Below are 26,902 nucleotides of genomic sequence, written 5' to 3' on the forward strand. Positions count from 1 at the left end.
ATTTAAATCAATCTAAGAGGAGCTAGACTCAATGCGAGTCTAGCAAATTTGAAGTTATTTTGAAGCGACCATTTCGTTGTATGAGTTAAATATCTCTCTGCTAAGATCTTCAAGCTTTCTAAACTCAGTGACAAAATGTTTTAAATTTTTCTCGTTATAGCCCTTGCCGGCTTCTGTCAATATGGCTTTGATGTTTTTGTTAAATTCATCCACTAAATGGCGTGATTTTTCGTAAATTTTAGTGTGACTAAAGCTCTTTGCGCACTCATTTTCATACCACGCTACAAGATCGTCCGCGTCTTTTGCTATATCATCGCCGTAACCTTGCTCATTTACAGTGTCTGAATAAACGCCCACTTTATAGACGATGATAGCTATCTTTGCGATGATGCCAAAGGTCTTGTCTTCTACATATTTTGATCTTTGGGCTGTCTCTTTTGCATTTTGATTAAAGCTAGCTAAAGTTTGTTTGAAATTTTCAACATTTGCTGTGGCGATCTTTGAAATTTCATCTATCTTTTTAGAATTTTCATCTATATCTTTGGCTTCTTGCTGAAGTGTTTGGATATTTACGCCGATCTCGTGTGTCGCTTTTTGGGTATTTTCAGCTAATTTTCTAACCTCATCAGCGACAACTGCAAAGCCACGTCCATGCTCGCCTGCGCGTGCCGCCTCGATGGCTGCGTTTAGAGCTAGTAAATTTGTCTGCTCAGCTATATCTTTTATCAAATTTACAACCGAAGTGATGTCGTCTGTTCTGCTATTTAGCGTGCTTATGGCGTGGCTTGAGCCCTCTATCAGCTCCTCAAGCGAGCTCATATTTACGCTTAGCTCATTGATGCTTTGCGTCGTATCCTCGGCGATTCTAGCCGTATCTTTTGCCATGAGTGCCATTTGGCTAAGGTTTTTGATACTCTCATTTAGATCGTTTCTAACATCTTCTATGCCGTCGTTGCCATTGCCAAGTGTATCAAGCTCTTTTGAAAGCAGACCTCTTACTTTACTTTTGTGACTATCTTTTATGCCAGTTACGCCATTACTCATAGAGATGGCATTTTGTTTAAATATACCGCGAAATCCCTCTGTAAAGATATTTCTATATGTTAGTCCGCTTTGAGCAGCGTCTATTGAGGTTGAAATTTCTCTTTGAAGCGCCTCAACTTGATCAAGCAAGTCATTTATACCAAGTGCTACTTCATAAAGTGGGTCATTTTCTTTTACATTTACTATCCTAGGCTCTAAGATGCCGTTTCTAGCCGAGCCTACTACGCTTAAAATTTCATTTATAGAGTCAAGTTTTTTTCCAAACATATTATAGCCTTTGTAGGTTATTTATAAATTCATCATAACTTATATTTTTTTCTTTTAAAAATTCAGTTAAAAATTTCATCGAAGCATCCATGCCACCGCTCTTTTCTACCGATAATAACTTTTGATATATAGGCTCTATCACCTCAATCGCCTTTGGATTTGGCTTGCGTCTAACTGAGTAGTAGCCAACTGGATTATTTTGCACATCAAGCGAAGTTGTGATATTTGCAAAGACCCAGTAGTATCCACCATCAAAGCTTTTGTTTTTAACATAAGCAAAAATTTCTTCTTTATTTTTTATGCGCTCCCAAAGTAGCTTGAAAACAGCTCTTGGCATATCTGGGTGTCTTATGATGTTGTGAGGCTTACCCAAGACTTCAGCTTGCTTTGCTCCAACTATCTTTAAAAATGGCTCGTTACAATATGTAATACGTCCTTTTAGATCGGTCTTTGAGACCAAAAAGGCGCTCTCTTCGACCATGTGTTCTTTATTTTCAGACATCTTCTCTCCTTTAAGATTTTAATTATTTTAGTTTTTAACGGCTTTTGATAGATCCCACATCGGCAAAAATATACCAAGAGCCAGTAAAAGCACCATGCCCGCTATAAAAACAAGCAAGATAGGCTCGATATAGTTTGAGATATTATCAATGATATCGTTAAATTTCATCCTGTAATAGTCAGTTACTTTTCCGGTCATATCATCCAAGCTACCGCTTTGCTCGCCAGCGCTTATCATCTGTATGAGCATATTTTCATATAAATTTGTATCTCTAAAGGCCTCCGTTAGGCTAACGCCCCTACCAACAAGTATCTTAACGCCACTTAGCTTCTTTTTGATATCCTTGTTTGAGACCGTTATCACAGCCGTATCAAGGGCATCTGCTATAGGCAAACCAGCTCGAACAAGCTCTGTAAAGATGAGGTTAAACCTGCTCATATTTGAATAAAATATGATCTTACCGATGAGATAGACTTTCAAAAGGTATTTATCGACCTTATCTTGAAATTCTTCACTATCAAGGTAGTATTTTCTAAGCAAATATCCGATAAATGCAAGTGCTCCAAGGATATAAAAGCCGTAGTTTGTCATGACGTATTCGATATTTAGCAAAATTTTAGTTGGCAGTGGTAGCTCTGCATTTAACTGCTCGAAAATTTCTCTAAACTGTGGCACAACAAGTATCATAAGGATGACAAAGGCTATGATGATCGCACAAATGACTGTTACCGGATAGCGGATAGCTTTTTTAAATTTTTGCTGATTGTCCCAGACCTCTTGCAAGATAGAGGCAAGCTTTGCAAGCGCGTCAGCCATATTACCAGTGCTTTCCCCTAGTCTTATCATCGCAAGCGTCACGTCGCCAAGCTCTTCTTTAAAATTTTCTATACTATTTGTGAGGCTTGAGCCTTGATTTAGCTCCTCATCTATAGTTTGAAATATAAATTTAAGGCGCTTATCCTCGGTGGAGTTTGCAACCTCTTTAATACTATCGTGGATAGAAATTCCAGCATTTGTCATAACGCTAAGCTGCCTTATGGTGGCTACTAAATTTGGGATTTTCACCTTTGGATTAGTAAAAGCCTTTGCGATCACGTTTTGTAAATTTTCAAAGTTATTTATGCTAGAAGTTTGCGTCTCTTTGATCTTGACGATCATGCCAGTAACATTTGCTTTATCTTTGATCTCGCTTTTATTGTTCGCTCTTAGGCTCATCTTGTGGCGTTTGCCGTTTTGGATGTACTCAACCTCAAAGTATTTCATATCTTAGCAACCCTATAAACTTCTTCAAGCGTGGTTATGCCATTTGCCGCCCTTATGACACCATCATGAAACATATCTATAAAGCCCTCTTCGTAAGCTACGCTTTTAAGCTCATCTTTAGAAGCACCATTTGCAACCATACTTGCTATATGGTCACTAATAGGTAAAATTTCACTTATCATCTCACGTCCTAAGTATCCTGTTTGTGAGCATTGCGGACATCCGACGCTTTTATAAAACTGGTAGTTTTCAGGGACAAATTTCTTAACCTCGTCAAATGCCTTTTGAGATAGAGTGATCTTTTGTTTGCAGTGTGGGCAGAGCTTTCTAACAAGCCTTTGAGCCTCTATGCAAACGAGCGCGCCACTTACTAGATAAGGCTCGATGCCCATATCTATCATACGAGGAAGTGCGCTAATGGCATCATTTGTGTGAAGCGTAGAAAAGACAAGGTGACCAGTAAGTGCCGCTTGTATCGCTATGCGGAGCGTCTCTTGATCCCTGATCTCACCTATCATTATGACATCTGGATCTTGCCTCAAGATAGAGCGAAGTGCTGAGACAAAGGTAAGACCAGCCTTTTCATTGACATGCACTTGTTGGATCATATTTAGCTGGTATTCGACCGGATCTTCAACTGTGATGATCTTAGTTTTTACGCTTTTTATATCATTTAGCGCACCATAAAGCGTCGTAGTCTTACCTGATCCTGTTGGGCCGGTAACTAGGATGATGCCATAAGGCGCTTTCATACTCTTTTTAAATTTAGCGAAGTTATCTGGATGCATGCCAAGATCTTCTAAATTTATAATGACCTTTGACTTATCCAAAATTCTTAAAACTATACTTTCGCCGTTTAAGATAGGTAGCGTCGAGATACGAAAATCATACTCTTTGTCTAAAATTTGAGCAGAAAATCTACCATCTTGTGGGCGGCGGCGCTCTGCGATATCCATATTTGAAAGTAGCTTCATACGGCTAACCATCGGCGGATAGATATCTTTATCAAATATAAATGTCTCACTTAGCATGCCATCGATCCTGCTTCTTACGATGCAGTTTGTCTCGGTTGGCTCGATGTGGATGTCGCTGGCTCTGCTTTGGATAGATGTTTTTAAGATGATCTCGATTAGCTTTAAAATTCCAGAGTTTTCACTGTTTTGACCTTGGCTAGCCGAGCTTGAAAGCTCTCTTCTGATCTCTGTTATCACATCTTTTATGCTCTCATTTAGTGCTAGCTTGCTTATATATTTTTCTATCTGAGTTGGCTGAGCGATGGCAACTTTTAGTAGTTTTCTATTAAATAAATTTTGCACCTTATCTTGAGCCATAACGTCAAATGGATTTTTAAAAGCGACATATACGCTTATCTCATCTTCTTTTACTGGGATCGCGCTATATGTCTTTAGCTGAGCGGTGCTTAGCTTTTCGCTGATGCGGTAGTCGATGTCGATATCATCAAGATCAAAGTATAAAACCTTAAATTTCTCGCTTATAAATTTAACAAAAGCCTTGATATCAAGCTCAAGGTCGTTTGAAATTTCATCGATATTTACATGCCCTCTCCTATAAATATCAGACAAAATTTCCATAAAGTCATCGTCATTTAGTAAATTTTCATCTCTTAAAATTTTAACAAGGCCTTTGCCTTCTTGCTCGCTTATCTGCTTTATCTTTTCTATATCTGATGTGCTTAGTTTGCCGTTTTGTTCTATATTTTTTAAGATTACATTTTCTACATTTTTCATTATCTATACTCTATTTGTGATTTCAGGTCGTTATTTTTAAAAATTTTAAGCACTAGCTTTGGTATTTGTCCATTTGTCGGACTGATCTCATACCTTGTGTCAGAATTTGGCTCTTCAAAGATAAATGTGCCAAGCTCTTCGACATACTCTTTTTTTACAAATTTATCAAACAAAAATGAAAGTATATAATCACTCTTTGGAAGCCTGATATAGCTTATATCAACGCCATCTATCATAGCGTGAAATAAGAGCTTTTTCTTAAATAAGATGTCAGCAAAATAGGCAGCATTTTCTCTTGATTTTTCGCTCTTTACTAGCTTATCGATCGGAGTTGCTAGCCTGTTTAGATCGTTCATCTTTATGCAAGCGATGCCAAACATAGAAATTTGCTCTTCGTTATTTTGTGTTTTTAAAAATTCCTCAACCTTTTGGTTGCAGACTTTTGCATAGTTTGCGCTGTTAAAGTCATCCCTTATCTCGGTTAGACTAACAGCAAAAACTTCACAAACAAAAACCAAAAAAATAACAAAAAATTTCATAATGTTCCACTTTTTATCTTATTTATAAGCTCATTTATCGAAGCTTTGTTTAAGTTTTTATTATACTCCCTTAGAGCTTTGACGGCATCATCGCTTTGTTTTAGCTTATATTTTGACTTTGCAAAGATGATCCACGACTCCTCTAGGCTATTATCTATATCGTTCGCAGCAAGCGACCACTTTATAGCTTCTTTGAAATTATTATTTCTAAAATTTAATCTAGCAAGCTCGAGCGCAATAGTTGGATTATTTGTCTTTAAAAATTGTTCTCTTAGCACGCTCTCTTCATTTGATGCTGAAGTTACTTGTATATTTACACGCTTTCTGGCTGGCTTTGACTCAAGATCTATCACTTCATCTTGTGGCACGCTTATGCCATTTATACCATTTTGCTCGGTAAGTGGCTCTTCATCAGGGATGTTTAGCTTAAGCCAACCTTGTGAGCTTCTTTGCCTTTTTGGGTCATTTTTTGAAGTATCGTTTGTCTCGTTTATCTTTACAACCTCTTCAAGCTTTTTAGCTATCTTGTCAGCTAGCTCGTCTTGCTTTTTACCCTCTTCAAATTTAGCCTTAGCAACCTCACTCTTTTGCTTTAGCTCACTAAGAACGCTTACATTTGTCTCATTTTTTTCTACCATTTTTACTGTGGTTGCATTTTTGGCTAAAACTTTATCACTTTTATTAGCAAGACTTGGAGCTTTTTCTAAACTTAGCACTATTAACGCAGCCAACAAAATGATGATAAGCAAAAGCTCGATGATTAAAATTTTAGAGTTTTTGGCATTAAAAATTTTATGCAAAAAGCCACCATTTTTTTTCTTGTAGCTCTCATAAAGCTTTTCTAGTCTTTGAATTTCTTGTGGTTCAAGCATCGATTAGCCCCGCATCAAGTGCAGCCATGGTGAGTATCATGATATTTGCCTTATCACCGCTAAGCTTTGAAGGCTGATACTGCTCGTAGTATTCGCAAATTTCATAGAATTTATACATGATCTTGTTTAGCGTTCTTAAATTTCCACCGCAAAATGAGTAGGCGCATTCGTAGTCTTTTTTGTCAAATTTAAGGTATTTATCATAGTTTTTTTGACTAAGCTTTCTTTGCAAGTAGATGATGATCTCATTTACATCAGCACTACTTAGCTCGATGCTCTCCCAAATTCTAGTCTGAAAATAATCTTTCGCCAAAATATCTTCATTTTCAGTTTTATGTATCGTAAAGAGAAATTTAAACATCCTAGTGTCAGCCATAAGCCTTATCTTCTCGATAAGCTCAGTCGGATAGAGCTGCGCTTCATCTAGGATAACCGTCATTTGATTTTTTAAAATTTCATCTTTACTGCTAAAGTCTTTTGAATAAAATTTTATAAAGCTCTCAAAGTTGTTTATATCTTCAAGCTTTTTTCCATAAATTTGCTCACAAAGTGCCTCGATAAATGTCGCCTCGCTAAAAAATGGATGCGGGAAAAAGATGAGACTTTTATCTTCTTTTAGATCATTTGCGATCTTGTTTAGCAAAAAGGTCTTGCCGCTACCTGGCTTACCATAAAACAAGATGAGCTTTAGTGGCTTTTTTAGAGCTAAAACTATCTTGTTGTAGCAGCTTATAGAGTTGTCTAAATTTACGAAATTTAAACTCTCGTCTTCATCTATGAAAACATCTTTTATATGCGTATAAATATTTTCGTTACTCATAGATCGATTTAGAAAATCCTAGATCTTTTAGCGACTGCTGAACTGGTTTTGGATCTTCAAGATCAACAACTCTTGGCGTGATGACAAAGATAAGCTCAGTAGTTCTTACGCCATCTCTTGTGCTTTTAAAGACGCTTCCTATTAAAGGTATGTCGGCTAGAAGTGGCACAGCTGTGTTTTGCTTATCTTTGGTCTGTCCGATAAGTCCGCCAAGTATGATCGTATCGCCGCTATTTACCTGAACTACGGTTGAGAGTTTTTTCTGAACTGTATCAGGGGCAATCTCTCTAATGGCTGTATTTTGTGATCTTGTGTCATCTTCTGCATACTTAAAGCTGCTTAAGCTTGGGTTTATGCGAAGCATGATCTTGTTGTTATCTGAGACTTCTGGAAGCAAATTTAACAAGATACCGATAAATACAGAGTATTGCTTATAAGTTGTTGTAAGCCTGTTGTTATTGTTATTGTTGTTACCATTATCTGTCTCTTCCATCACGCGGTAGTTTATATTATCGCCCACAGAGATTAGCGCTTGTTGGTTGTTTAGAGTGGTTACTTTTGGACTTGAAACAACCTTTGTTTTACCATTTGTTTCAAGGAAATTTATCATACCATCAAGGCTAAAGTTTAAATTTGCAGCGATATTTAGTGTGCGACCAAAGCCATCGCTTAAGCTGTTGCCCTTGTTTGTCCAGCTTGCACTTGAGCCGGTGCTAGAGCCTTGGTTGCCTATATATGAGTTAAATCCAAGCTCAAATTTACTCCAATCAACACCTTGCTTATACTCATTATTTAGATCAACTGCGATGATAGAAACATCGATGATGACTTGTTTTTTAAGTCTTCTTTGCATCTCCGCTATATATTTTTCAACGCGTTTTAGCTGTGATGGGGTCGCTGTAACCGTGATAAGTCCAGCATTTTGGTTTATGATAGGATCTGGCGCTGTGATGTGCTCGCTGCTATTATTCAAGATAGCTTTTAGCTCAGCATCAAGCTTCTCCCAAAAGTCAAATTTCTCAGTTGTTCTTATTAAGTTGTTTTCATTTTTTATGTCGTTTGAGCTAGTATCACTGCTTGAGCTATTACCAACCTCTGACGGAGAGGCATCAACTGAAGCTTTTGTGATAGCTGTGCCCTCACGGATAGAGGTAATATAGTCTATTTTAAAAATTTTTGTTTGAAGCGATGAGATTTTTAAGACATTATTTGAAAACTCATAGCTTAAATTTTTCTCGTTTAAAAGCAGATCAAAGACCTCGCTTAGGCTCATGTTTCTTATATTTACGCCAAAGACTTTATCATCAAGCTCCTTTTTGCTATAAGCATCTTTTGCAACGATACTAAAATCACACATTTCAGAGAGCTGGTTTAAAACATCGCCAAGGCTTATATCGTCTGTGATCTTCATACTAAAATTTTTACTCAAGCATGTGCTTGGTTTTGCCATTATAGGGGTAGCTAAAAATGAAGCTAACGCCACAGTTATAATAAATTTACTTAATTTTGATACCAACATTTTTACTTCCATTTTTAAGAGTTAGTTCTTGTTTCTCATCATCTTTTACGATGATAACCTTGCTGCCTTGAACACTTGTGATATTGTAATCATCAATCATATCTCCCACTTTATACCACTTGCCATTTATATTTGCTTTATTTAGCAAAATGGCCTTTAGCATAAACCCCCTTGCAGAAGAGTATTTTGTAGTGTTTTGATCGCCTTTTGGAGCAACTGGCAAATTTAGCTTAAAAGGATCTTGTAAGCTAGAAATTTCACTTCCATTAAGCCCTTTTCTTTGCTCTTTTATCTTAACAAAAACTTCATCATAGTTTTTCATCTCGCCTTCAAACTCACTGCCAAATAGACAAAGAGATAAAATTAAAAATAAACCAAATTTTTTCATCAGTACTTCATACCCCACACTGAGATAGAGAGCTTAGCTCCTAGATCTTTTTGAGTGGAATTTATATCCATTTTGTGAAGATCTACTACAAGTTTTGACTCTTCAAGTCCGTTTATATAGCTAAGCATATCTTTAAAATTTCCAAGACAAGTGACATCTATATTTAAAATTTGCTCTATCTTTTGGAAATTTGGCTCTTTTATATCGCTTTTAAGCTCTAAAATTTTTATATTATTTTGCTTTGCCAAAAGCACGATACTATCTATATAGTTTGCCCAGTTTTGATTGTCAAAAAGCAAAAAAGAAAGCTCTTTAAGCTTTGAATCAAAATAGGTATTAAATTTCAAAATATTCGTGTAGCGTAGTTTTAGATTGCTTAAATTTCTATTTTCTTCATTTATCTTAAAATTTCTATCGCCATCAGGAGAGCTTACTGAGGCTAGATAGTTTCTGGTGTTTTCTAGCTTTGTAGAAATTCTCGTATGTTTATCAAGCTTTTCATCAAAGAAATTTTGCGCAGGATCAAAGCATAGCATATAGACAAGATAAGCTATGATAAGCGCTGAGCCAAGAAAAATAAGGTTTGTTTCGTTTGGCTTTTTGCTATCAAAGTATTGATCTATTTTGCTTAAAATATCTTGTCTCATTGTCTAATCTCTATGCTTATATTACTTTCATACTCGTGTTTAGCGTCATCAGAGCGAATTTTTTTAGTATTTACCAAGTATTTTTCATCTTTGCTGATATCTTTGATCAACTGGGTTATCCTTTTTTCATTATCGCTAACTGCAGTTATGGTCAAATTTCTATCGTTATTTACGATGTTTGTGATATGAACTGCGTTTAGATTTAAAATATCGGTAATTTTAAAAAGATTTAAACCCTTCATGGCGTAATTATCTTTTTTATTTTCGATCTCAGCAAGCAGACCTTTTCTGAAATTTAGCTTTTCATTCTCTTTTTGAGTCTGTTCTTTTACCGCCTCTTGTTCTCTTGAAATTTTAGCTAGCGTCTCTTTTATCTGCATCTCTTGTGCGTTTAGGACGCTATATTCGTCATTTAGCCTTGCGCTATCTTTTTCTAAAACAAGACCAGCTATGTAGTTGTAAGCTGGATATAACATACTTAACACAAATGCCGCAGCGCAAGTGAGCAAGAATTTACCACTTTTTCTTTTAACAAATGGATCTGGGCGAAGCATATTTGAGAGGTTAAAGTTCTCATAAAATGGCTCTTTGGTATAAAATCTACCATATAAAGCCATAACGTTATAACGCTCGTTGATAGTATAGTTTTTATTATTTATTGCAACTTTTATGTTTATATACTCGGCATCCAAACCAAGTTTAGTTGAGATGAAATTTGCAAAATTTTTGATCTCATAGTCACAATCTATGTAAATTTTCTTTATAGATATGCCATTTTGGCTATTTATAATATTTAATATATCGTTAAAATAAAAAATATAATCTTCAAAAACTGTGTTTAGATCGTAGTTAAAGCCATCATCATCTTTATTTACAAGTCCTCTTTGAGACAAAACTTCGATAAATTTTTCATCACTCAAGCGATCGCCACTTTGCTCTAAGAATTTATCTTTAAGATAGTTTAGGTTATAGCGGATTTCTCTAGCTGTAAAAAAATCACCATCTAAATATATACTTAAAAATGATTCATCTTTTCTAAGCGCGATAAAGCAGTCTGCTTGAGTGCTAGGAAGCAAGCCTTTTTTATAAATAGCAGAGTAGATCAAAGGCTCAGGCGCAAGGTAGTCGATATATGGGACCTTTTTTGCAACTGCTTTAAATGTCGAATTTATATCTTCATTTGTGATAGCAAAAACAGTAAAAATTCTCTCTTGAGCTTTTGTAGAGCCTTCTGAGAAAAATATCTTATTATCAAGCGCAGGATCTAGTGAAAGCTCTGCATAGACCTTTGAATAAAGCTCCTCGTAAAGGGTGTCGTTATCAACGCTTCTAGGGATAAAAATAGTTGTTGTTTTTAAGTCTTTAAATTTTATGTATGAGATGAAAAAGTCGCGTTTATTGACTGTTTTTGAAAAGTTAAAAGCTTCTACATTGCTGTTGTGATAACGAAATCCTTTATAGTCATACGGATCTAGTGCAACTATAGAAATTTCACTATTTTTTTTAATATTCATCATGAATCAAAAAACCTTCCTAAACGCTTATGTTGGGTATTTTAATATCTTTAAAATAAAAAATCAATAGCCGATTATCTGATTTAGGCTCTTTTCTTCTTTGCTCCAGCCTTTTTTAACGACTACATCGAGCTTTAGAAAGACCTTTGTGTTGGTTAAATTTTGTATTAACTTTCTTGCAAAAATTCCTATTCGTTTAATAGTTTCACCATTTTTTCCGATGATCATACTTTTATGGATGTCACGCTCTGTGATGATGCTCGCATAAATTTCAGTTATACCTGTTTTTTCTTTTACGCTTTTTATGATCGCATCACTAAGATATGGTATCTCGTCGCTTAAATTTTCATAGATCGCTTCAAGTATAAATTCTCTAAAAATTTCCTTCTCGTTTGTCGGCGTAAGAAATTCTGGATCATAAAAGTACTCATGCTCTGGCAAAAGCTTGCAAATTTCATCAAGAAGCGGCTTTTTATATGTAGGCTGCTTGGTGCTAAAAGTAAGCAAAGCTGCAAATTTATCTTGAAATTTCTGATACTGTGTGATCTTTTCAAGCACTTTTGCATTTGAGCTCTCATCGACTTTTGTTAGCACTAAGATATGCGGTTTTTCTGGATTTAGAGCTAGAAATTTCTCATAGTCGCTTGTGTCATCATGAATAGGCGCTAAAAATACGATGAGATCGCAGTCTCCCATCGATTTTATAGCTTGGCTGATTAACAGTTGATTTATCGCCTTGTTGCTCTCGTGAAGTCCTGGCGTGTCGGTAAAGATGATCTGATCTTCGCCATTCATCACGATGCCATTTATCTTTCTGCGAGTTGCATTTTGCTTGTGCGAGACAATGGCGATCTTTTCGTTCAATAAGGCATTTAAAAACGAGCTTTTGCCAGCATTTGTGCGTCCTATGATGCTAACAAAGCCTGATTTCAAAGTATATACCTCGCTAGATCTTGATCCTCAACCACGTCTTTTAGGCGCTCTTTTACAAGCTCTTTTGTCACATTTATCTTCTCGCCGCTCTTTTCGCTAGCCTCAAAGCTGATATCTTCTATCACGCGCTCGATCACCGTGTGAAGACGTCTAGCGCCGATATCTTCCATCTTTTCATTTGCTGCGTGAGCGATCCTTGCTATCTCTTTTATCGCTTCATCATCAAATTCTAGCTCGACGTTTTCAGTTGAAAGAAGCGCGATATATTGTTTTAAAAGCGAATTTTTTGGCTGTGTTAAAATTTGATAAAGCGCATCCTCATCAAGGCTATCAAGCTCGACCCTTAGTGGGAAACGGCCTTGAAGCTCTGGGATAAGATCACTTGGTTTGCTTATGTGAAAGGCGCCAGCTGCGATAAACAAAATGTGATCTGTCTTTAAATTTCCAAATTTGGTATTTACATTTGAGCCCTCAACGATAGGTAGCAAGTCTCTTTGCACGCCCTCTTTGCTTGGGTCTTGCCTGTTTGAGCTACCTGAGCCAACGGCAACCTTATCGATCTCGTCTATAAAGATAATGCCCTCGTTTTCAGCTCTTCTTAAAGCCTCAGTTTTTACGCTCTCAAGATCTAAAATTTTATCATTTGCTTCACTTTGAAGGGCTTTTTTAGCGTCTTTTACCTTCATCTCTTTTTTGATATTTTTGCCACCGATGCCAATTATCTTTATAAAGCTCTCTTGCATCTGCGCCATATCAGGTGGCACATTTGAGCCAGCTTCAAGTGGGTTTTGCTGCACCTCTATCTCGATGCTTAGCTCGTCAAGCTCACCGTTTCTTAACCTATTTAGCATCTTGTCATAGCTTTTAGCGTACTCTGCTTGCTTCTCTTCGCTTGCACCTTTTGGAAGTGGCGGAAGTAGCTTTGAAACGATCTTTTCTTCGATGTAGGCGTTGATTTTATCTTGATTTTTCTCGCTTTGCTCGTTTTTAACGAGATTATATGACGCCATAGCAAGGTCTCTTACCATACTTTCAACGTCACGACCAACAAAGCCAACCTCAGTATATTTGCTAGCTTCTACCTTGATAAATGGCAGCCCCATCATCTTTGAAAGGCGCCTTGCGATCTCGGTTTTACCAACGCCAGTTGAGCCGATCATCAAGATATTTTTTGGCATGATGTCATCTTGCAAGCTCTTTTCAAGCTTCATACGGCGGTAGCGGTTGCGAAGTGCGATCGCTATGATCTTTTTGGCGTCCTTTTGACCGATCACATAGTCATCTAAAAATTTAACAATTTCTTTTGGTGTTAAGTTCATTTTCTCTCTTATTCTAAAACATAAGTTTTGATGTTTGTATTTGTATAGATGCAAATTTCACCGGCGATCTTAAGGCTCTCTTTGACTAGCTCCTCTTCATCGATATCGGCAAATTTATCTAAGGCACGGGCCGCTGAAAGGGCGTAGTTGCCGCCACTTCCGATAGCTGCTATCTTGCCATCTTCTGGTTCTACTACATCTCCAGTGCCACTAAGTAAGAAAATTTTATCCCTATCAAGCACAAGCATCATCGCTTCAAGCTTTCTTAGATACTTGTCTTTGCGCCACTCTTTGCTAAATTCTATCACCGCCTTTAGCAAGTCCCCCTTTGTATGCTCTAAATTTTTCTCAAACATATCAAAGAGATTAAACGCATCAGCGGTGCTGCCAGCAAAGCCAGCTAGGACTTTGCCGTTGTGAATTTTGCGGATTTTTACGGCATTGCCTTTTAAGACGGTATTGCCAAAGCTCACCTGTCCATCACCGCCGATGACCGCTTTATTTTTGCCTTTGTAGGCTAAGATGGTTGTCGCATGAAACATCTACTCTCCTTGAACATCAACCTTTAAGGTCGCATTTATCGAGTGACCAAGCTTTATAGAGACATCATAAAGACCAACTGCTTTTAGGTGAGTGTCCAGGTCGATAGCCTTTTTCTCAACTACCAAATGATGTGTCTTTTCAAGCTCTGCTGCGATCTCCTCTTTTGAAACTGAGCCAAAGAGCGAGCCATTTGCACCAAGAGTTTTCTTAACGACGACTGTCACTTTTGCAAGCTCTTCTTTTAGTTTTTCTAAATTTGCGATCTCATATTTTAGCTCTTCAGCCTTTCTTTTTTGAGCCGCTTCGTATTGACGAAGGACATCTGGAGTGGCTGCTTTTGCAAAGCCTTTGCCGATTAAGAAGTTGTTGCCATAGCCGTCTTTTACCTCTTTTATCTCACCAGCTTTGCCAAGCGCCTTTACATCTTTTATTAATAATACTTTCATTTTTATCCTTTTAAATTTTATTTTTAGTCAAATTTTCGCCCATTTTTGCGTGCGATTATAAAGCGAAGTGCGTTTAGTTTGATAAATCCAGCTGCGTCTTTTTGATCATAAACGCTATCTTCTTCAAATGTGCAGTATGCCTCGCTAAATAGATTATCATCTTTGCTGTTTCTACCAAGGATAGTCACGTTTCCTTTATAAAGCTCAACTTTTACAGAGCCATTTACGTGCTCTTGGCTCTTGTCGATGAGAGCTTGGAGCATATTTCGCTCAGGTGACCACCAGTAGCCGTTGTAGATTAGCTCGGCATATTTTGGCATGATCTCATCTTTTAAGTGAGCTGCACCGCGGTCAAGCGTGATGCTCTCTATCGCTCTGTGAGCTTTTAGCATTATCGTGCCGCCAGGAGTTTCGTAGCAGCCGCGACTCTTCATACCAACTGAGCGGTTTTCTACGATGTCAAGTCTGCCGATGCCGTGTTTTGCGCCAAGGCGGTTTAGCTCGGTTAAAATTTCAGCTGGGCTCATTTTTTTGCCGTTTATGCTCACTGGATCGCCTTTTTCATAGCCAATCTCAATGATCTCGCTCTTATCTGGAGCATCTTTTGGACTTACTGTCCATCTCCACATATCATCTTCTGGTGCGTGGCTTGGGTCTTCAAGCACTAGACCTTCATAGCTTATGTGAAGTAAATTTGCGTCCATTGAGTATGGGCTCTTGCCTGGTTTTTTGGTGATATCTATGCCGTTTTTCTCAGCGTATGCCAAAAGTTTTTCGCGGCTGTTTAGATCCCACTCGCGCCATGGAGCGATGATAGTTAGGTTGTCGCCAAGTGCGTAGTAGCCAAGCTCAAAGCGAACTTGGTCGTTGCCTTTGCCTGTTGCTCCGTGGCTCACACCATCAGCACCAACAAGTCTTGCGATCTCGCTTTGGCGTTTTGCTATAAGTGGGCGCGCGATTGATGTGCCAAGTAGATATTCGCCCTCATAGATGGCATTTGCTCTAAACATTGGAAATACATAATCACGTACAAATTCTTCTCTTAAGTCTTCTATAAAAATATTTTCAGGTTTTACACCAAGTGCTAGGGCTTTTTTGCGTGCAGGCTCTAGCTCTTCGCCTTGTCCGATGTCAGCTGTAAATGTGACTACTTCGCATTTGTATTCGTCTTGAAGCCACTTTAAAATAATACTTGTATCAAGTCCGCCTGAGTATGCTAAAACAACTTTTTTTACATCTTTTTTCATAGCTGTCCTTTTGTTGAAATGGTCGTATTTTAGCCTAAATTGATTAATCTTTAATAAATTAATCTATTAAATAATGTAAGTAAAATTTTATTTTTCTGATAGTTTTTTGTCTGTAGAAATTAGAAATTTTAGTTTAAATGAAATTTGCTTGCAAATTTTAAATTTACAAGCAGAGTATTTTTCTAAACGCCTAGAAATTTAGCAAGGGCAAAATAAAATATAGCCGATGAGATAGCAGCTGCAGGCAGTGTGATGAGCCAAGCTAGGATGATAGGTCTTACCATTTTCCAGTTTGCATTTTTATTTACGATGCCAATGCCCAAAACCGCGCCTATCAGGATATGCGTCGAGCTAACTGGTATGCCAAGCTTTGTAGCTAGAAGTATGACGATACTTGAGGCAAGCTCGGCGCTAAAGCCAGTCGTCGGCAAAATTTCAGCTAGTTTTGAGCCGATAGTAGTGATCACCTCTTTGCCCAAAAACCAAAGTCCAACGACAAGTGAGATGCCAAATGTTACCATTGCGATACTTGGTATGGGTGAGCTTTCGTTTATAGAGCCAGTTTTTAGCACATCAAGCACAGCAGCAAATGGTCCAACTGCATTTGCTATGTCGTTTGCACCGTGCGAAAATGCAAAAGATGAAGCGGTAAAAATTTGAAACCATGAGAAAATTCTATTGATGCTCTTTTCGCTATCATTTTTACTCATGACGTTTATGATAGCAAGGCTTGCAAGATATGCTAGGGCACCGATAACAAAGATGATCCAGATAGTTTGGATAATGCTAAAGGCTAAATTTATATGCTCAAGCCCTTTAAAAAGCATCATCGATGAGATGACCATCGCAGCAAATCCAGCGATGATTGGGATGTGCTTTTTCATCGCTTTAAAGGTATCTATCTCTTTTTCGCTATCTTTCATGATGCGAATTTTTGAGCGGTATTCGCTGTATTCAGTGGTTTCGATCTCGTCCTCATCGATAACTGCGATCTTTGAAAGAGTGGCTATCTGCTCCTCAGCTGGCTTTGTTTTAAGCGCTTTTATAAAGCTTTCTTTATAGGCTTTTCTCTCAGCTTTTAGCGCTTTTAAATTTGTCTTTAGTTCGTGCGTCGGCTCGATTATTTTGCTCTTTACGTAGCCAAATATGATGTAAGACATCACGCCACCAAGTAGTGGTGAGATGACCCAGCTAACGGCGATCCTGCCGATCTCACCCCAAGAGACCATGTTAAGTGGCTCAGGATCTTTTATCATAAAACCCATGGCAAGTCCTGCGCCAACGATGCCGCCAACGATCGAGTGAGTTGTCGAGACTGGCAAACCCTTTTTAGACGCATAAAATAGCCAAAGACCAGAGCTTAGAAGGGCTGAGATCATGATGATGACAAATTTCATCGGGTTTATGTCGCTTGGAAATTTCACGATCTCGTTTCTAATGGTATTTGTAACCTCAGATCCTGCGAATATCGCACCGCTAAGCTCAAAAATGGCTGCGATTACAAGAGCTTGTTTTAGTGTGAGTGTTTTTGCGCCGACGCTTGTGCCAAAGCTGTTTGCAACGTCATTTCCGCCGATATTAAACGCCATAAAAAGACCAAACATACCAGCGATCAAGAATAAAAAGTAGTTATTTGTCGGGATGTATTGATAGCCCCAAACGAAAAATCCAACGCTGCAAATCGCAAAAATAACTAACGCCAAGAAGTTATCTCGAAGCAATCAAGCCCCCTTGTAAGAGTTTTTAGCAAAATTATATCTTGAAAATTATTAAAGTTTTTAGAATTTTCTCACTTTAAATGATACTAAATTATCATATGTTAGAATTTGGCAAAAATATTAAGGATAAATTTTGGTTATAGCGATCGATCTTGGCTCAAACACCTTTCGCGTGGCACTTATAAAAAAAGAGCAAAATGGTTTTACTAACGAGCAAATTTATGAAAAGATAGTTGGAGCTGCAAGGGGCTTAAACGAAAGTGGCAAGATAGGCTTAGAGGCTAAAAATAGGCTTTTTGAAGCGATAGTGGAGGCTAAAAGTAAATTTGACTTTACTAAATTTAAATGTGTGGCAGTTGCGACTGAAGCTTTTAGAGTGGCGTCAAATAGCGAAGAAATTTTTAGCGAGATAAGAGAGAAATTTGGCATAGATTTTCATATCATTGATGGACAAGTTGAAGCGAAACTTACATTTTTAGGCGTGCAAAATGCCTTAAGAAAGCTTGGCATAAATGATAAATTTAGCATCATCGACATCGGCGGTGCAAGCTCAGAGATAGGCGACGATGGCAAATTTATAAGCTTTAAATTTGGCATCATCACCTTTTACGAGAGGTTTAAAGCGCTTGATCTGATGCAAGAAAATGCAAAAATTTATACAAAAGAGGCAAGGGAATTTTTAACAAGCCTTGACAATAGACTTATCGTGCTAACTTCTGGCGTGCCAACTACTATCGCAGCGCTAAAACTTGGGCTAAACTACGAGAGCTATGATCCAAAAAAAGTGAGTGGATATGAGCTTAAAAATGACGATCTTGCTTGGTTTATAAATGAGCTTTTAAAAATGGATGATAGAAGCGCTGACGTGGCGGTTGGAAGAAGTAGAAAGTATCCGCTCATCGCTGGAACGCTGCTTTTAAAAGAGCTTTTAAGCGGGCAAAATGCGAAATTTATAGTTATCGACGATGGGCTTAGAGAGGGCGTTGGGGCGGCTTATTTAAAAGGCATATTTCAAGAAATTATCACGAAATTTTAGTTATGATTTCAAAAATTTAAAGGAGAAAAAATGAGCATAAGAGAGCAAATTTTAGCCGACATAAAAGAGGCTATGAAAGCAAAAGATGAGTTTAAAAGAGACACTTTAAGGACGCTAAATGCAGCACTTAAGCAGGTTGAAGTCGATCAAAGGATCGAGATGACCGACGAGGTCGTGCTCCCGCTACTTCAAAAAGAGATCAAAAAGAGAGCTGACTCGGTTGAGCTCTATCTAAAGGGAGCAAGAGAGGACCTCGCCAAAAAAGAGCAGAGCGAGATCGAGCTAATCAAGACGTATCTGCCAGCTCAGCTAAGTGATGATGAGTTAAAAGAGAAGATAAAAAGCATAATTGAAAAGGTTGGTAAAAATTTAGGCGCTGTGATGAAAACGGCAAAAGATGAGATCGGAGCGAGCGCCGAAGCAAAACGCATAAGCATGATCGCAAAAGAGCTTTTGTGTTAAAAACTAGATAAACCCATGTAAATTTTCGCATGGGTTTTAAAAGCTATGGTTAAATTTTATACGCTATAAAAGTATTTTATTTATTTTTAAATTTTTAAAAAGCTACTTTGAAAAATAAAATAAATTTACATATTTTTTTAAAAAACCTTGACAAATGGCATTAAAGTCTATATAATTACAACTCTTAAAAACATTGGGGTATCGCCAAGCGGTAAGGCAACTGGTTTTGGTCCAGTCATTCAGAGGTTCGAATCCTCTTACCCCATCCACTTTTTAAAATCCCAAACAACTCTTATCGCGGAGTAGAGCAGTGGTAGCTCGTCGGGCTCATAACCCGAAGGTCGGCGGTTCAAATCCGTCCTCCGCAACCAAATACCAAGGACTTTTACCACCTTTTAGCTAAACACTAACTCCCACACCATCACGTATATCATCAACATTTAGATGCACGTAATGCAGGCTACTTTTAATATCTGTGTGACCCATAAAAGCCATCAGTTTATGAGCATTAAATCCCTTCAAACTCACTAACCTAGAAGCCACTGTATGGCGTAATACGTAAAGCCCGTGAGTATTGCTAGTCCCTAAATATCCAAGATGGTTTCTCACAGCCCACCACATACGATTCGCTGTATCGTGATTTAGGTGAGTTATAGGACACTTATCTAGGGGTAAGTCTTTGTAGCTATAATAAAGTTAATTTAAGGCATCAAATTTATTTCGGCAGTGAGGCATTACTTTTTGCAGTTATAATAAAGCTCATTAAGGCATTAAATAACGTATATATGAGGCGCGCCACTATTTTTACTCTAAAGAGTTTAAATATTTTTGATTATATTTTTAGCTATTTCAAAATTTCATTTTAAAATTTTTAACGAAATTTTAATTTGTAAAATTTCGTTAATCATCAAATTTAGTAGATAAATTAACACAAGGCTTTTTATATCTTATCCGCGACACATCTAGCAAGTTCATCTGCATTATCGCCCAGATATTCATCACCCCAAAAATCAATCTTCAAAATTTTCCCTAACTCTTTTGAATTTTGTAGATCCTCCAGCCAACGACCATCTATATAATCAACCTTTTTAACTTCTGAGAGTAGAATTTTTTGCGTTTTTAGCTCGTAAGTTTTTCTAATCAATATTGCATCATAATCTTCCTCTCCTTGCGCATCATCAAAAGATCTGTACTTTTCTATACACTCTTCGTATCTTTTATACTCTTCATTGCCCTGGTATAGCAAATTTGCACTTTTTTCTAGCCTATGATTTATAAAGTCCATTTGCACTATATGCTCTGGTTTAGGACCATGATTATCACTACTAAAATGTTTTATAAGTTTAAAATCTTTTCCATCTAATACAAAAACATACACCCAGTATCCATACTTGCCATGTCTATAAAAAAATTTTAGCTCACTATTTTCTATCTCTACTGCAAGCTCTGGTGGATCATAAGCGCCACCATCTTCATGTGGGCTCTCAAAGATATCTCGCTTAGTTACTACGACCTCATATTTATCACCATTTGAGAGCAAGATCACGATACCACGACGATTTTTATTTACTATTTGACACCATTTGTCGTCTTTAGTACTCTCGTCGCAACCTTCACTAAAAGGTAAAAATTTATCCTTAAATGTTTCTTGAATTACCACAGCTACATCCTCTATGCCATCTTTATTTAGATCACCCTTGGTGGCATCGTATAGCGTAGTTTGTTTTGGCAATGATACTTTTACAGCCACTAGCATCTTATCATCTAGCTTGGATAAATTCTCTATCTCATACTCATCGCCAGAAAAAGGTATGTTCATCTGCTTTAGAGTTTTTAGTATAGATGCTGAGTTTTTCTCTACATTACTCGTATTAAGATCTTTAGCAAAACAGAAATTTAGCATAAAAAGAATACAAAAGATAGCTCCAAATTTAAACATTTTTACTCCTTTATCTTTACATTGCTATATAAATTCAAACCAAAATTTCCCTCTGGCCTTTTGCGTTTACAGGGCTTAAAACGCCCATTTTCTCCATCTGCTCGATTATATTTGCAGCTTTGTTATAGCCTATTTTTAGGCGTCTTTGTAGGTAGCTGATCGATGTTTTTTGCTCACTTAAGATGATCTCTTTTGCCTCTTCATAAAGCTCATCAAGCTCATCTTCGCCTAATACTCCAGCGGCTGAGCCTGCGCTAGAGCCCTCTTCTGCAAGGAATTTCTCATCATAGATCACGTCTTGTTGCTCTTTTAAGAAATTTACGATTGTTTCGATCTCTTTTTCGCTTGCAAATGGCGCATGAAGCCTGATCACACCAGGGCTTCCAGGAGGTGTAAATAGCATATCTCCTCGCCCTAGCAAGCTCTCAGCTCCCATTTGATCTAAGATGACCTTACTATCGATCCTTTGCCCTACTCTATAGCTTATCCTGCTTGGTAAATTTGCCTTTATAAGACCAGTCACTACATCGACACTTGGACGCTGAGTAGCGACTATCAAGTGTATACCGCTAGCCCTTGCCATCTGCGCTAGACGGCCTATGTAAAGCTCCACGTCCTTGCCGCTAGTCATCATAAGATCGGCCAGCTCATCGATGATCACGACTATGTATGGGAACTGCTCGCCGCCCTCGCTCTTCATCTTTTCGTTGTAGCTCTCGATGTTTTTTGTGCGAGTTTGGCTCATTATTTTGTATCTTCGCTCCATCTCAGCGACCATGTTTGAAAGCGCTGTGATCGCCTTTTTAGCCTCTGTGATAACCGGAGTCAAAAGGTGTGGGATGTCGTTATATATGCTAAATTCAAGCATCTTTGGATCGATCATCATTAAGCGCAAAGTTTGTGGGCTATTTCTATAAAGCAAACTTAAAAGCATCGCATTTATACCCACACTCTTGCCTGATCCCGTTGTACCTGCGATTAGCAAATGTGGGAGCTTTTTAAGGTCAGTCACAAAAGGAGCGCCCACGATATCCTTGCCAAGAGCCATGGTTAGCGGACTGCTCGCGTTTTTAAAGACTTCACTTTCTAAAATTTCTTTTAGATAGATCGTCTCTAAATTTTGATTTGGCACCTCGATACCAACGACATCTTTACCAGGGATCGGCGCTTGGATACGGATAGTTTGAGCCTTTAGCGCCATCGCTAGGTCATCTTGCAAAGTGAGGATTTTACTTACCTTGATGTGCGGGGCTGGGCGAAACTCAAATGTCGTGACGATAGGGCCAGTGTAGGTTCGCACCACGTCGCCATCTATCTTAAATTTGCGCAGTTTATCGAGTAAATTTGAAATTTGCTGGTCGATCTCGGCCTCGTTTATATTGTGCGAGCGCTTTGGAGGGTCGTTTAGAAATTTAAGCGGCGGCAAGACAAAGTCTTTTGGCTTTTCAACCTTGCCGCGCTCTATCTGATCAAGAAGCTTTTTGTTTTCAGCCACTTCATTTAAAATTTCAACCCCGCCTATGGTTACAGGTCTGCTCTCTTGTGCCAGCTCCATCTCTGGCTCTGGCTCAGATTCTGGCTCACTATCTAAATTTGACTCATCATCATTTAGCACCTGAGCGTCTATAAGCTCTTCTTCTTTTATCTCGTCAGCTTTTGGCTTTTTGCGCTCTATCTTTGGTATCTGCCTTGCCCTTACCTCTTTTACGCTTCTGCTTTTTTCTTCATAGCCATTTGGCTCTTTATCTACAAAAGCCTTTCTTAAAACGATGATAAAATTTTCTCTAAAAGCAAGTCCAAGTGAGATAATAAATATCATAAGTATAGCAACCGCAGTGCCGATAGCGCCGATGACTTCTTTTAGCGCTGAGACTATAAAGCCACCTATCACGCCGCTATTTGCCCCAGAAGTACTTAGCGCTTGAAACATCAAAAATGCGATAAAAAATAGAAAAATCCCAACTACAAACTGGGCAAAATCAAAGTCAAATTTCTTAAAATTTTTATATACAAAATAGCCTAAAACGATAAGTAAAAATGGATAAACATAGGCTATAAGTCCAAAATATTTAATATTAAAAACGCCAAGGCTTTGTCCAAGTGAGCCTACAAAATCAGCAGTCGGAGCAGCCGTAGCGATACCAAAATATATAAAAAAACAAACAAAAATAGTAAATAATATATGTCTTAAAATTTTAGATCCTTTTGTTAAAAAGGCTTATTATAGCACGCTTGAGTTTAATTTTTAAAAAATCAGCAAGCTAGGCCTGCTGATTTATCATTTTAGTTTAGGTAGTTTAGCAAGCTTAGTTGATTTATCTTAGCACTTGCTTGAAGAGTAGCTTGATATGAGAGTGAAAGCTGTGTAAATTTAAGATATGACTCTGCATAGTCTGCGTCTATGACGTCATTTTTTACAGTTAGCACATTTACTTTCATGATCTCTGCACGCTGATTTGTCGCCGTTAGAAGCTTTGTTTGAGAGCCTATCTTTGTAAGCTCTTTATTTGCGTGATCTATCAAGTGATCAAGCCTTTTTAAAGCGCCTTGCATGCCTGTATTTCGTGGGTCGTGATTGTTAGCGTCTGCTCTATAGTAGCCATTTCTAACGGCAAATATCATATCATCAAGGTCTTGAAAGACGCTTGTGCTTGGCTCATCTATCGTTAAAGCATTATTTTCGTTAAAGCTAAATACTGAGCCCTTGCCTTGAGGGTGGCTTGCAGCGCCAGCTGTGTTCATGCCGGTGCTATCTCCGTCAAATATATCACCATTTTTCGCATCATACATAGTTAGCTCTATATTTGTGACAGATTTTGTCTTGTCAGTTAGTACCATCCTGCCTTTATCATCTAAATTTACCTCTACTGCGCCTTTAGTCTTTGACAAAGCCTCTTTATAGGCATTGTAGTTTTGATCTCTTCTTACCTTTTCGATATCTGTATCAAAATTTGCATTTTCTACGTTTTGAGGATCAGGGATATTATCGCTTGCAGCCATCGCCACGATGTCCATTAGCTGACGATATGTAAAGTCACTTGCGTATGTTCTGTAACTACCAAATTCATCTGAGTTATAAACGGTCAAATTTCTAGTTGGAGATACCACGCCAGCAGCAGTTGTTGATGTTATTTGAAACTGCACTGGGGTATTTACGCCACCTGCTTCGCCCATTTTTACTTTGATGTCGTATGTTGTGCCGGTGATCGATTTTACTTGAAGGCCTATCTCTTGATTATCTATATTGTAAAGCTCCCTCTTTCTAGCATCGACATCTTTTGGGTATAAATTTCTATTGTAGCTCTCTTTTGTGCCAGAGACCTCGCTTAGCTTTGTCTGATCAGTTGCAAACTCGCCTGTTCTTCTAGCTACTTGAGGTAAATTTGCTATTAATTCATTGTCTTTTCGCTCAAATCTAACCTTGTCATAGTCAAATGCGTTTGTTAAATTTCCATCTTTATCAAGGTATTTGCTCTTTGTAAATTCAGTTATATGAACCGTTTTTGGCACAGCATTTGCCATATTTTCAAGGCTTTGTAGCGAATTTATCGTATCAAGTGTATTATTTGGAGCTATCGCACCACGATTTGCCGCCACAGAAGTAGCTGCAACCATGTGAAAGTCTATAGTTTGATTGCCTTTAGTAAGGTCTTTTATATTAAATTGTCCGTCGTTATTTATGCTCACATCAACAACTTTTGTCGTCTTTGTGTTGCCAAATTCCATACCGATCTTCTCCATCAAACCAGCCATTGACGTATCGGCACTCATCTTAAATTTACTCGTAAATGTCGTGCCGTCTGGCTTTTTACCCTGCATGAAAAAGTATGTGTCAGGGAAATTTACATTTGAAGTATCCAAAAAGTCGAAATCAGGCTCGATCGTGCCTTTATAAGAGCCATCACTGCCCACAACTGAGTCGCTTGCGTAGTTTAGACCGATCATATTTTTTATCTTGCTATTTTCATCAAGATATTTTGGCGCATAAGCGATGTCAGTTCTAGTTTGATCAGCTAGCATCACGTTTGTTGTTAAAATTTTGTTATAGTCGCCATCTTTTCCTAAAAAAAGATCAAATCCTGGGATATTGTAAGGTAGCTCGACCTGCGCGCCAGCTGAAGTTTTCATATAGTCGCGGTTGCCTTGATATTTACCTGAGCCATCGATCGGCTTAGTATCCACAGCACTTCCTGAAAATAAAAACTGCCCATTTATAGAGGTATTTGCGATATTTACAAGGTGGTTTTTGATGCCCTGAAGGTCGTTTGCCAAAGCTTCAAGAGATGTTGTGCTATGCACGTCACTGGCTGCTTGAACGACTTTTGTTTTAAAATTTTCAAGCTGTTTTTCAAATTCTTTCAGCGCATTGTCCGTGTTTTTTGCAAAATTTACTGACTTACCGGTAGCGTCTGCCACTTGAGTGAGAGTGGTCGCTTCATAATCAAGCCTCATAGCATCGTTATAAACTGCAGCACCGTCGTATGGATCTTGAATTTTAAGTCCGTTTGAGAGCTGCTGATAGCTTTTATTTACGCCAACCATATTTTTTTGATAGTCGTGCAAAGTCTGACTAAAACGTAGTTGATTTGTAATTCTCATAATTTTTCCCTAAATTTTTATTCACTCTAAGCAAGAATAATTCCGCTTTGTGATATATCGGTGAAAATTTGATTTTTTTTAGTGCAAAAAAGTTTTATTGTATAATCTGCCAAAATTTACATATATAAAATAGGAAAGAAAATGGCGTTAAAAATCCTCTTCTCACCAAGCGAAAGCAAAATTTCTCTAAATACAAATGATAAATTTGATGGTAAAAATTTGATATTTTCTGAGCTTTTTGACAAAAGGGCTGAAATTTTAAAAAGATACGATGAGTTTTTAAAAAGTGCAAATTTAGACGAGATAAAAAAGCTTTTTGGACTAAAAGAGCTTGAAGATAGCGAGCAACTGCGAGAAAGTCTATCTAAAAAAGGTAGCATAAAAGCCATCTTAAGATATGACGGAGTTGCCTATAAGCACCTAAACTACCGCGGACTAAGCGATGATGCTCAAAAATATATAGATAATAATGTTTTGATATTTTCAAATTTATTTGGGCCAATTTTAGCAAAAGATGAGATAGCTGAGTATAAACTAAAGCAAGGCGAAAAGCTGGCTGGCTTTGATATTTGTAAATTTTATGAGCAAAATTTTAGCAAGGCAATCGATAGCTTTTTAGAAAATGATGAAATTTTAGATCTTAGAGCTAAATTTTATGAAAAATTTTATGTGGTAAAAAAAGAATTTACAACATTTTGCTTTTTGAAAAACAAAAAGATACTAAGCCACCATGCAAAAGCATATAGAGGTGAGGTTTTGCGCCAGATCGCAAATGCTAAAGTGACAAACAAAGATGAGCTAATGGGTTTAAATTTTGAAAATTTAAAGCTTGTAGATATGAAAAAGATAGGGCTAAAAAACGAGCTTACGTTTGAAATTTGCGACTGAAAGTTCAAAATTTGGTCTTTTTTACTAAAAAAATGCAAAAAAAGAGCTAAATTTAGGGAAAAAGTATTGTATTTTTTTTTAAAAGAGTGTAGAATTGCCGCATAACTTCTTAAAAGGATGGTTCATGAAAAAAGCTGAATTTATTCAAGCGGTTGCCGACAAGGCTGGTCTTTCAAAAAAAGATACTCTAAAAGTTGTTGATGCTACTTTGGAGACAATCCAAGCGGTTCTTGAAAAAGGCGATACAATTAGCTTTATAGGCTTTGGTACTTTCGGTACTGCTGACAGAGCTGCAAGGAAAGCTAGAGTTCCTGGAACTAAGAAAGTAATCGACGTTCCTGCTAGCAAAGCAGTCAAATTCAAAGTTGGCAAAAAACTTAAAGAAGCAGTTGCTGCTGGTGCTGCTAAAAAAGGTAAAAAGAAATAATTTTCTTTTTCGGGGAGCAAGTCTCCCCTTTTCTTTCTTCTCACAAATCTAAAATTTCAATCTTAACTTAGCCCGAGTGGTGAAACTGGTAGACGCGTCAGACTCAAAATCTGATAAGGGCAACCTTGTGTCGGTTCGAGTCCGACCTCGGGCACCATTATAAAATATCTTAAAAAATCCAAAGACATACAAATATATATAAAAGCACCTATAAAAAGGATT

The 26,902-nt window shown here is 37.7% G+C and carries 24 protein-coding genes, 3 tRNA genes and 1 pseudogene; 7 read left to right on the forward strand and 21 right to left on the reverse strand.

The genetic code is table 11. From position 1 onward, the window contains the following. Positions 1 to 54 precede the first annotated feature (54 nt). The 17 genes and pseudogenes from F3G76_RS11205 to F3G76_RS00475 all read right to left on the reverse strand — a co-directional run. Positions 55 to 774, reverse strand: a pseudogene (locus F3G76_RS11205) (methyl-accepting chemotaxis protein); the annotation flags it as partial. 538 nt (positions 775 to 1,312) lie between these two features. Next, complete coding sequence (locus F3G76_RS00400; RefSeq protein WP_012001752.1) at positions 1,313 to 1,813, reverse strand: PAS domain-containing protein; 501 nt, start codon at positions 1,811 to 1,813, stop codon at positions 1,313 to 1,315. Between the two features lie 27 nt (positions 1,814 to 1,840). After that, the gene (locus F3G76_RS00405) at positions 1,841 to 3,076 is read right to left on the reverse strand and encodes a type II secretion system F family protein (RefSeq protein WP_149705612.1); all 1,236 of its coding nucleotides are present in this window, start codon (positions 3,074 to 3,076) and stop codon (positions 1,841 to 1,843) included. After that, positions 3,073 to 4,824, reverse strand: a complete 1,752-nt coding sequence (locus F3G76_RS00410) for a GspE/PulE family protein (protein ID WP_103558076.1) — start codon at positions 4,822 to 4,824, stop codon at positions 3,073 to 3,075. The genes F3G76_RS00405 and F3G76_RS00410 overlap by 4 nt, the downstream gene beginning before the upstream one ends. Beyond that, positions 4,824 to 5,363, reverse strand: a complete 540-nt coding sequence (locus F3G76_RS00415) for a hypothetical protein (RefSeq protein ID WP_009293846.1) — start codon at positions 5,361 to 5,363, stop codon at positions 4,824 to 4,826. The genes F3G76_RS00410 and F3G76_RS00415 overlap by 1 nt, the downstream gene beginning before the upstream one ends. After that, positions 5,360 to 6,235, reverse strand: a complete 876-nt coding sequence (locus tag F3G76_RS00420) for a CDC27 family protein (RefSeq protein WP_149705613.1) — start codon at positions 6,233 to 6,235, stop codon at positions 5,360 to 5,362. Before F3G76_RS00420 ends, F3G76_RS00415 begins: the two co-directional genes overlap by 4 nt. Further along, entirely contained in the window at positions 6,228 to 7,055 is an 828-nt protein-coding gene (locus tag F3G76_RS00425; RefSeq protein WP_103558079.1) for an ATP-binding protein, read from the reverse strand. The genes F3G76_RS00420 and F3G76_RS00425 overlap by 8 nt, the downstream gene beginning before the upstream one ends. Beyond that, a complete protein-coding gene (gene mshL, locus F3G76_RS00430) occupies positions 7,048 to 8,574 on the reverse strand; it encodes a pilus (MSHA type) biogenesis protein MshL (protein WP_149705614.1) in 1,527 nt (508 codons plus the stop codon). Before mshL ends, F3G76_RS00425 begins: the two co-directional genes overlap by 8 nt. Beyond that, complete coding sequence (locus F3G76_RS00435) at positions 8,552 to 8,962, reverse strand: hypothetical protein (protein WP_149705615.1); 411 nt, start codon at positions 8,960 to 8,962, stop codon at positions 8,552 to 8,554. The genes mshL and F3G76_RS00435 overlap by 23 nt, the downstream gene beginning before the upstream one ends. Next, positions 8,962 to 9,609, reverse strand: a complete 648-nt coding sequence (locus F3G76_RS00440; protein ID WP_012001744.1) for a hypothetical protein — start codon at positions 9,607 to 9,609, stop codon at positions 8,962 to 8,964. Before F3G76_RS00440 ends, F3G76_RS00435 begins: the two co-directional genes overlap by 1 nt. After that, positions 9,606 to 11,126: a PilN family protein gene (locus tag F3G76_RS00445; protein ID WP_012001743.1), complete on the reverse strand. Its 1,521-nt coding sequence runs from the start codon at positions 11,124 to 11,126 to the stop codon at positions 9,606 to 9,608. Before F3G76_RS00445 ends, F3G76_RS00440 begins: the two co-directional genes overlap by 4 nt. Positions 11,127 to 11,186: 60 nt before the next feature. Further along, on the reverse strand, positions 11,187 to 12,056 hold the full coding sequence (gene era, locus F3G76_RS00450; protein WP_021086219.1) for a GTPase Era: 870 nt from the start codon (positions 12,054 to 12,056) through the stop codon (positions 11,187 to 11,189). Next, positions 12,053 to 13,375, reverse strand: a complete 1,323-nt coding sequence (gene hslU / locus F3G76_RS00455) for an ATP-dependent protease ATPase subunit HslU (protein ID WP_149705616.1) — start codon at positions 13,373 to 13,375, stop codon at positions 12,053 to 12,055. Before hslU ends, era begins: the two co-directional genes overlap by 4 nt. A gap of 8 nt (positions 13,376 to 13,383) precedes the next feature. Further along, positions 13,384 to 13,917, reverse strand: coding sequence for an ATP-dependent protease subunit HslV (gene hslV / locus F3G76_RS00460; protein WP_002940451.1), 534 nt, complete (start codon positions 13,915 to 13,917; stop codon positions 13,384 to 13,386). Beyond that, positions 13,918 to 14,364, reverse strand: coding sequence for a 50S ribosomal protein L9 (gene rplI, locus F3G76_RS00465; RefSeq protein ID WP_021086217.1), 447 nt, complete (start codon positions 14,362 to 14,364; stop codon positions 13,918 to 13,920). A 23-nt stretch (positions 14,365 to 14,387) separates the two neighbouring features. Then, positions 14,388 to 15,611 (reverse strand): argininosuccinate synthase, encoded by a 1,224-nt coding sequence (locus tag F3G76_RS00470; protein ID WP_103574603.1) that lies wholly within the window; start codon positions 15,609 to 15,611, stop codon positions 14,388 to 14,390. A 182-nt stretch (positions 15,612 to 15,793) separates the two neighbouring features. After that, a complete protein-coding gene (locus F3G76_RS00475) occupies positions 15,794 to 17,332 on the reverse strand; it encodes an inorganic phosphate transporter (protein WP_149705617.1) in 1,539 nt (512 codons plus the stop codon). A gap of 130 nt (positions 17,333 to 17,462) precedes the next feature. On the opposite strand from F3G76_RS00475, the gene F3G76_RS00480 reads away from it, so the two are divergent. From F3G76_RS00480 to F3G76_RS00495, 4 genes are all read left to right on the forward strand, one after another. Further along, the gene (locus F3G76_RS00480; RefSeq protein WP_149705618.1) at positions 17,463 to 18,365 is read left to right on the forward strand and encodes a Ppx/GppA phosphatase family protein; all 903 of its coding nucleotides are present in this window, start codon (positions 17,463 to 17,465) and stop codon (positions 18,363 to 18,365) included. A 30-nt stretch (positions 18,366 to 18,395) separates the two neighbouring features. Next, complete coding sequence (locus tag F3G76_RS00485) at positions 18,396 to 18,827, forward strand: GatB/YqeY domain-containing protein (RefSeq protein ID WP_107930549.1); 432 nt, start codon at positions 18,396 to 18,398, stop codon at positions 18,825 to 18,827. 194 nt (positions 18,828 to 19,021) lie between these two features. Next, a tRNA-Gln gene (locus F3G76_RS00490) sits at positions 19,022 to 19,096 on the forward strand. A 27-nt stretch (positions 19,097 to 19,123) separates the two neighbouring features. Next, a tRNA-Met gene (locus F3G76_RS00495) sits at positions 19,124 to 19,198 on the forward strand. 28 nt (positions 19,199 to 19,226) lie between these two features. Here F3G76_RS00495 and F3G76_RS00500 read toward each other — a convergent pair. The 4 genes from F3G76_RS00500 to F3G76_RS00515 form a co-directional block, all read right to left on the reverse strand. Beyond that, a complete protein-coding gene (locus F3G76_RS00500; RefSeq protein WP_223227409.1) occupies positions 19,227 to 19,481 on the reverse strand; it encodes a tyrosine-type recombinase/integrase in 255 nt (84 codons plus the stop codon). A gap of 286 nt (positions 19,482 to 19,767) precedes the next feature. Beyond that, positions 19,768 to 20,766 (reverse strand): hypothetical protein, encoded by a 999-nt coding sequence (locus F3G76_RS00505; RefSeq protein WP_149705619.1) that lies wholly within the window; start codon positions 20,764 to 20,766, stop codon positions 19,768 to 19,770. Between the two features lie 34 nt (positions 20,767 to 20,800). Then, positions 20,801 to 22,918: an FtsK/SpoIIIE family DNA translocase gene (locus tag F3G76_RS00510; protein WP_103558102.1), complete on the reverse strand. Its 2,118-nt coding sequence runs from the start codon at positions 22,916 to 22,918 to the stop codon at positions 20,801 to 20,803. Between the two features lie 131 nt (positions 22,919 to 23,049). Beyond that, positions 23,050 to 25,365 carry a flagellin N-terminal helical domain-containing protein gene (locus F3G76_RS00515; protein ID WP_149705620.1) on the reverse strand — a complete coding sequence of 772 codons (2,316 nt, stop codon included), beginning with the start codon at positions 25,363 to 25,365 and terminating at the stop codon, positions 23,050 to 23,052. A 141-nt stretch (positions 25,366 to 25,506) separates the two neighbouring features. On the opposite strand from F3G76_RS00515, the gene F3G76_RS00520 reads away from it, so the two are divergent. The 3 genes from F3G76_RS00520 (at position 25,507) to F3G76_RS00530 (ending at position 26,837) form a co-directional block, all read left to right on the forward strand. Continuing rightward, positions 25,507 to 26,253, forward strand: a complete 747-nt coding sequence (locus F3G76_RS00520) for a YaaA family protein (RefSeq protein WP_149705621.1) — start codon at positions 25,507 to 25,509, stop codon at positions 26,251 to 26,253. A 124-nt stretch (positions 26,254 to 26,377) separates the two neighbouring features. Next, a complete protein-coding gene (locus tag F3G76_RS00525; RefSeq protein ID WP_012001719.1) occupies positions 26,378 to 26,680 on the forward strand; it encodes an HU family DNA-binding protein in 303 nt (100 codons plus the stop codon). Positions 26,681 to 26,750: 70 nt separating this feature from the next. Further along, positions 26,751 to 26,837 (forward strand) — tRNA-Leu (locus F3G76_RS00530). Positions 26,838 to 26,902: the final 65 nt, after the last annotated feature.

This window comes from Campylobacter concisus (assembly GCF_902460575.1).
GTDB classification, from domain to species: Bacteria; Campylobacterota; Campylobacteria; order Campylobacterales; family Campylobacteraceae; genus Campylobacter_A; species Campylobacter_A concisus_AW.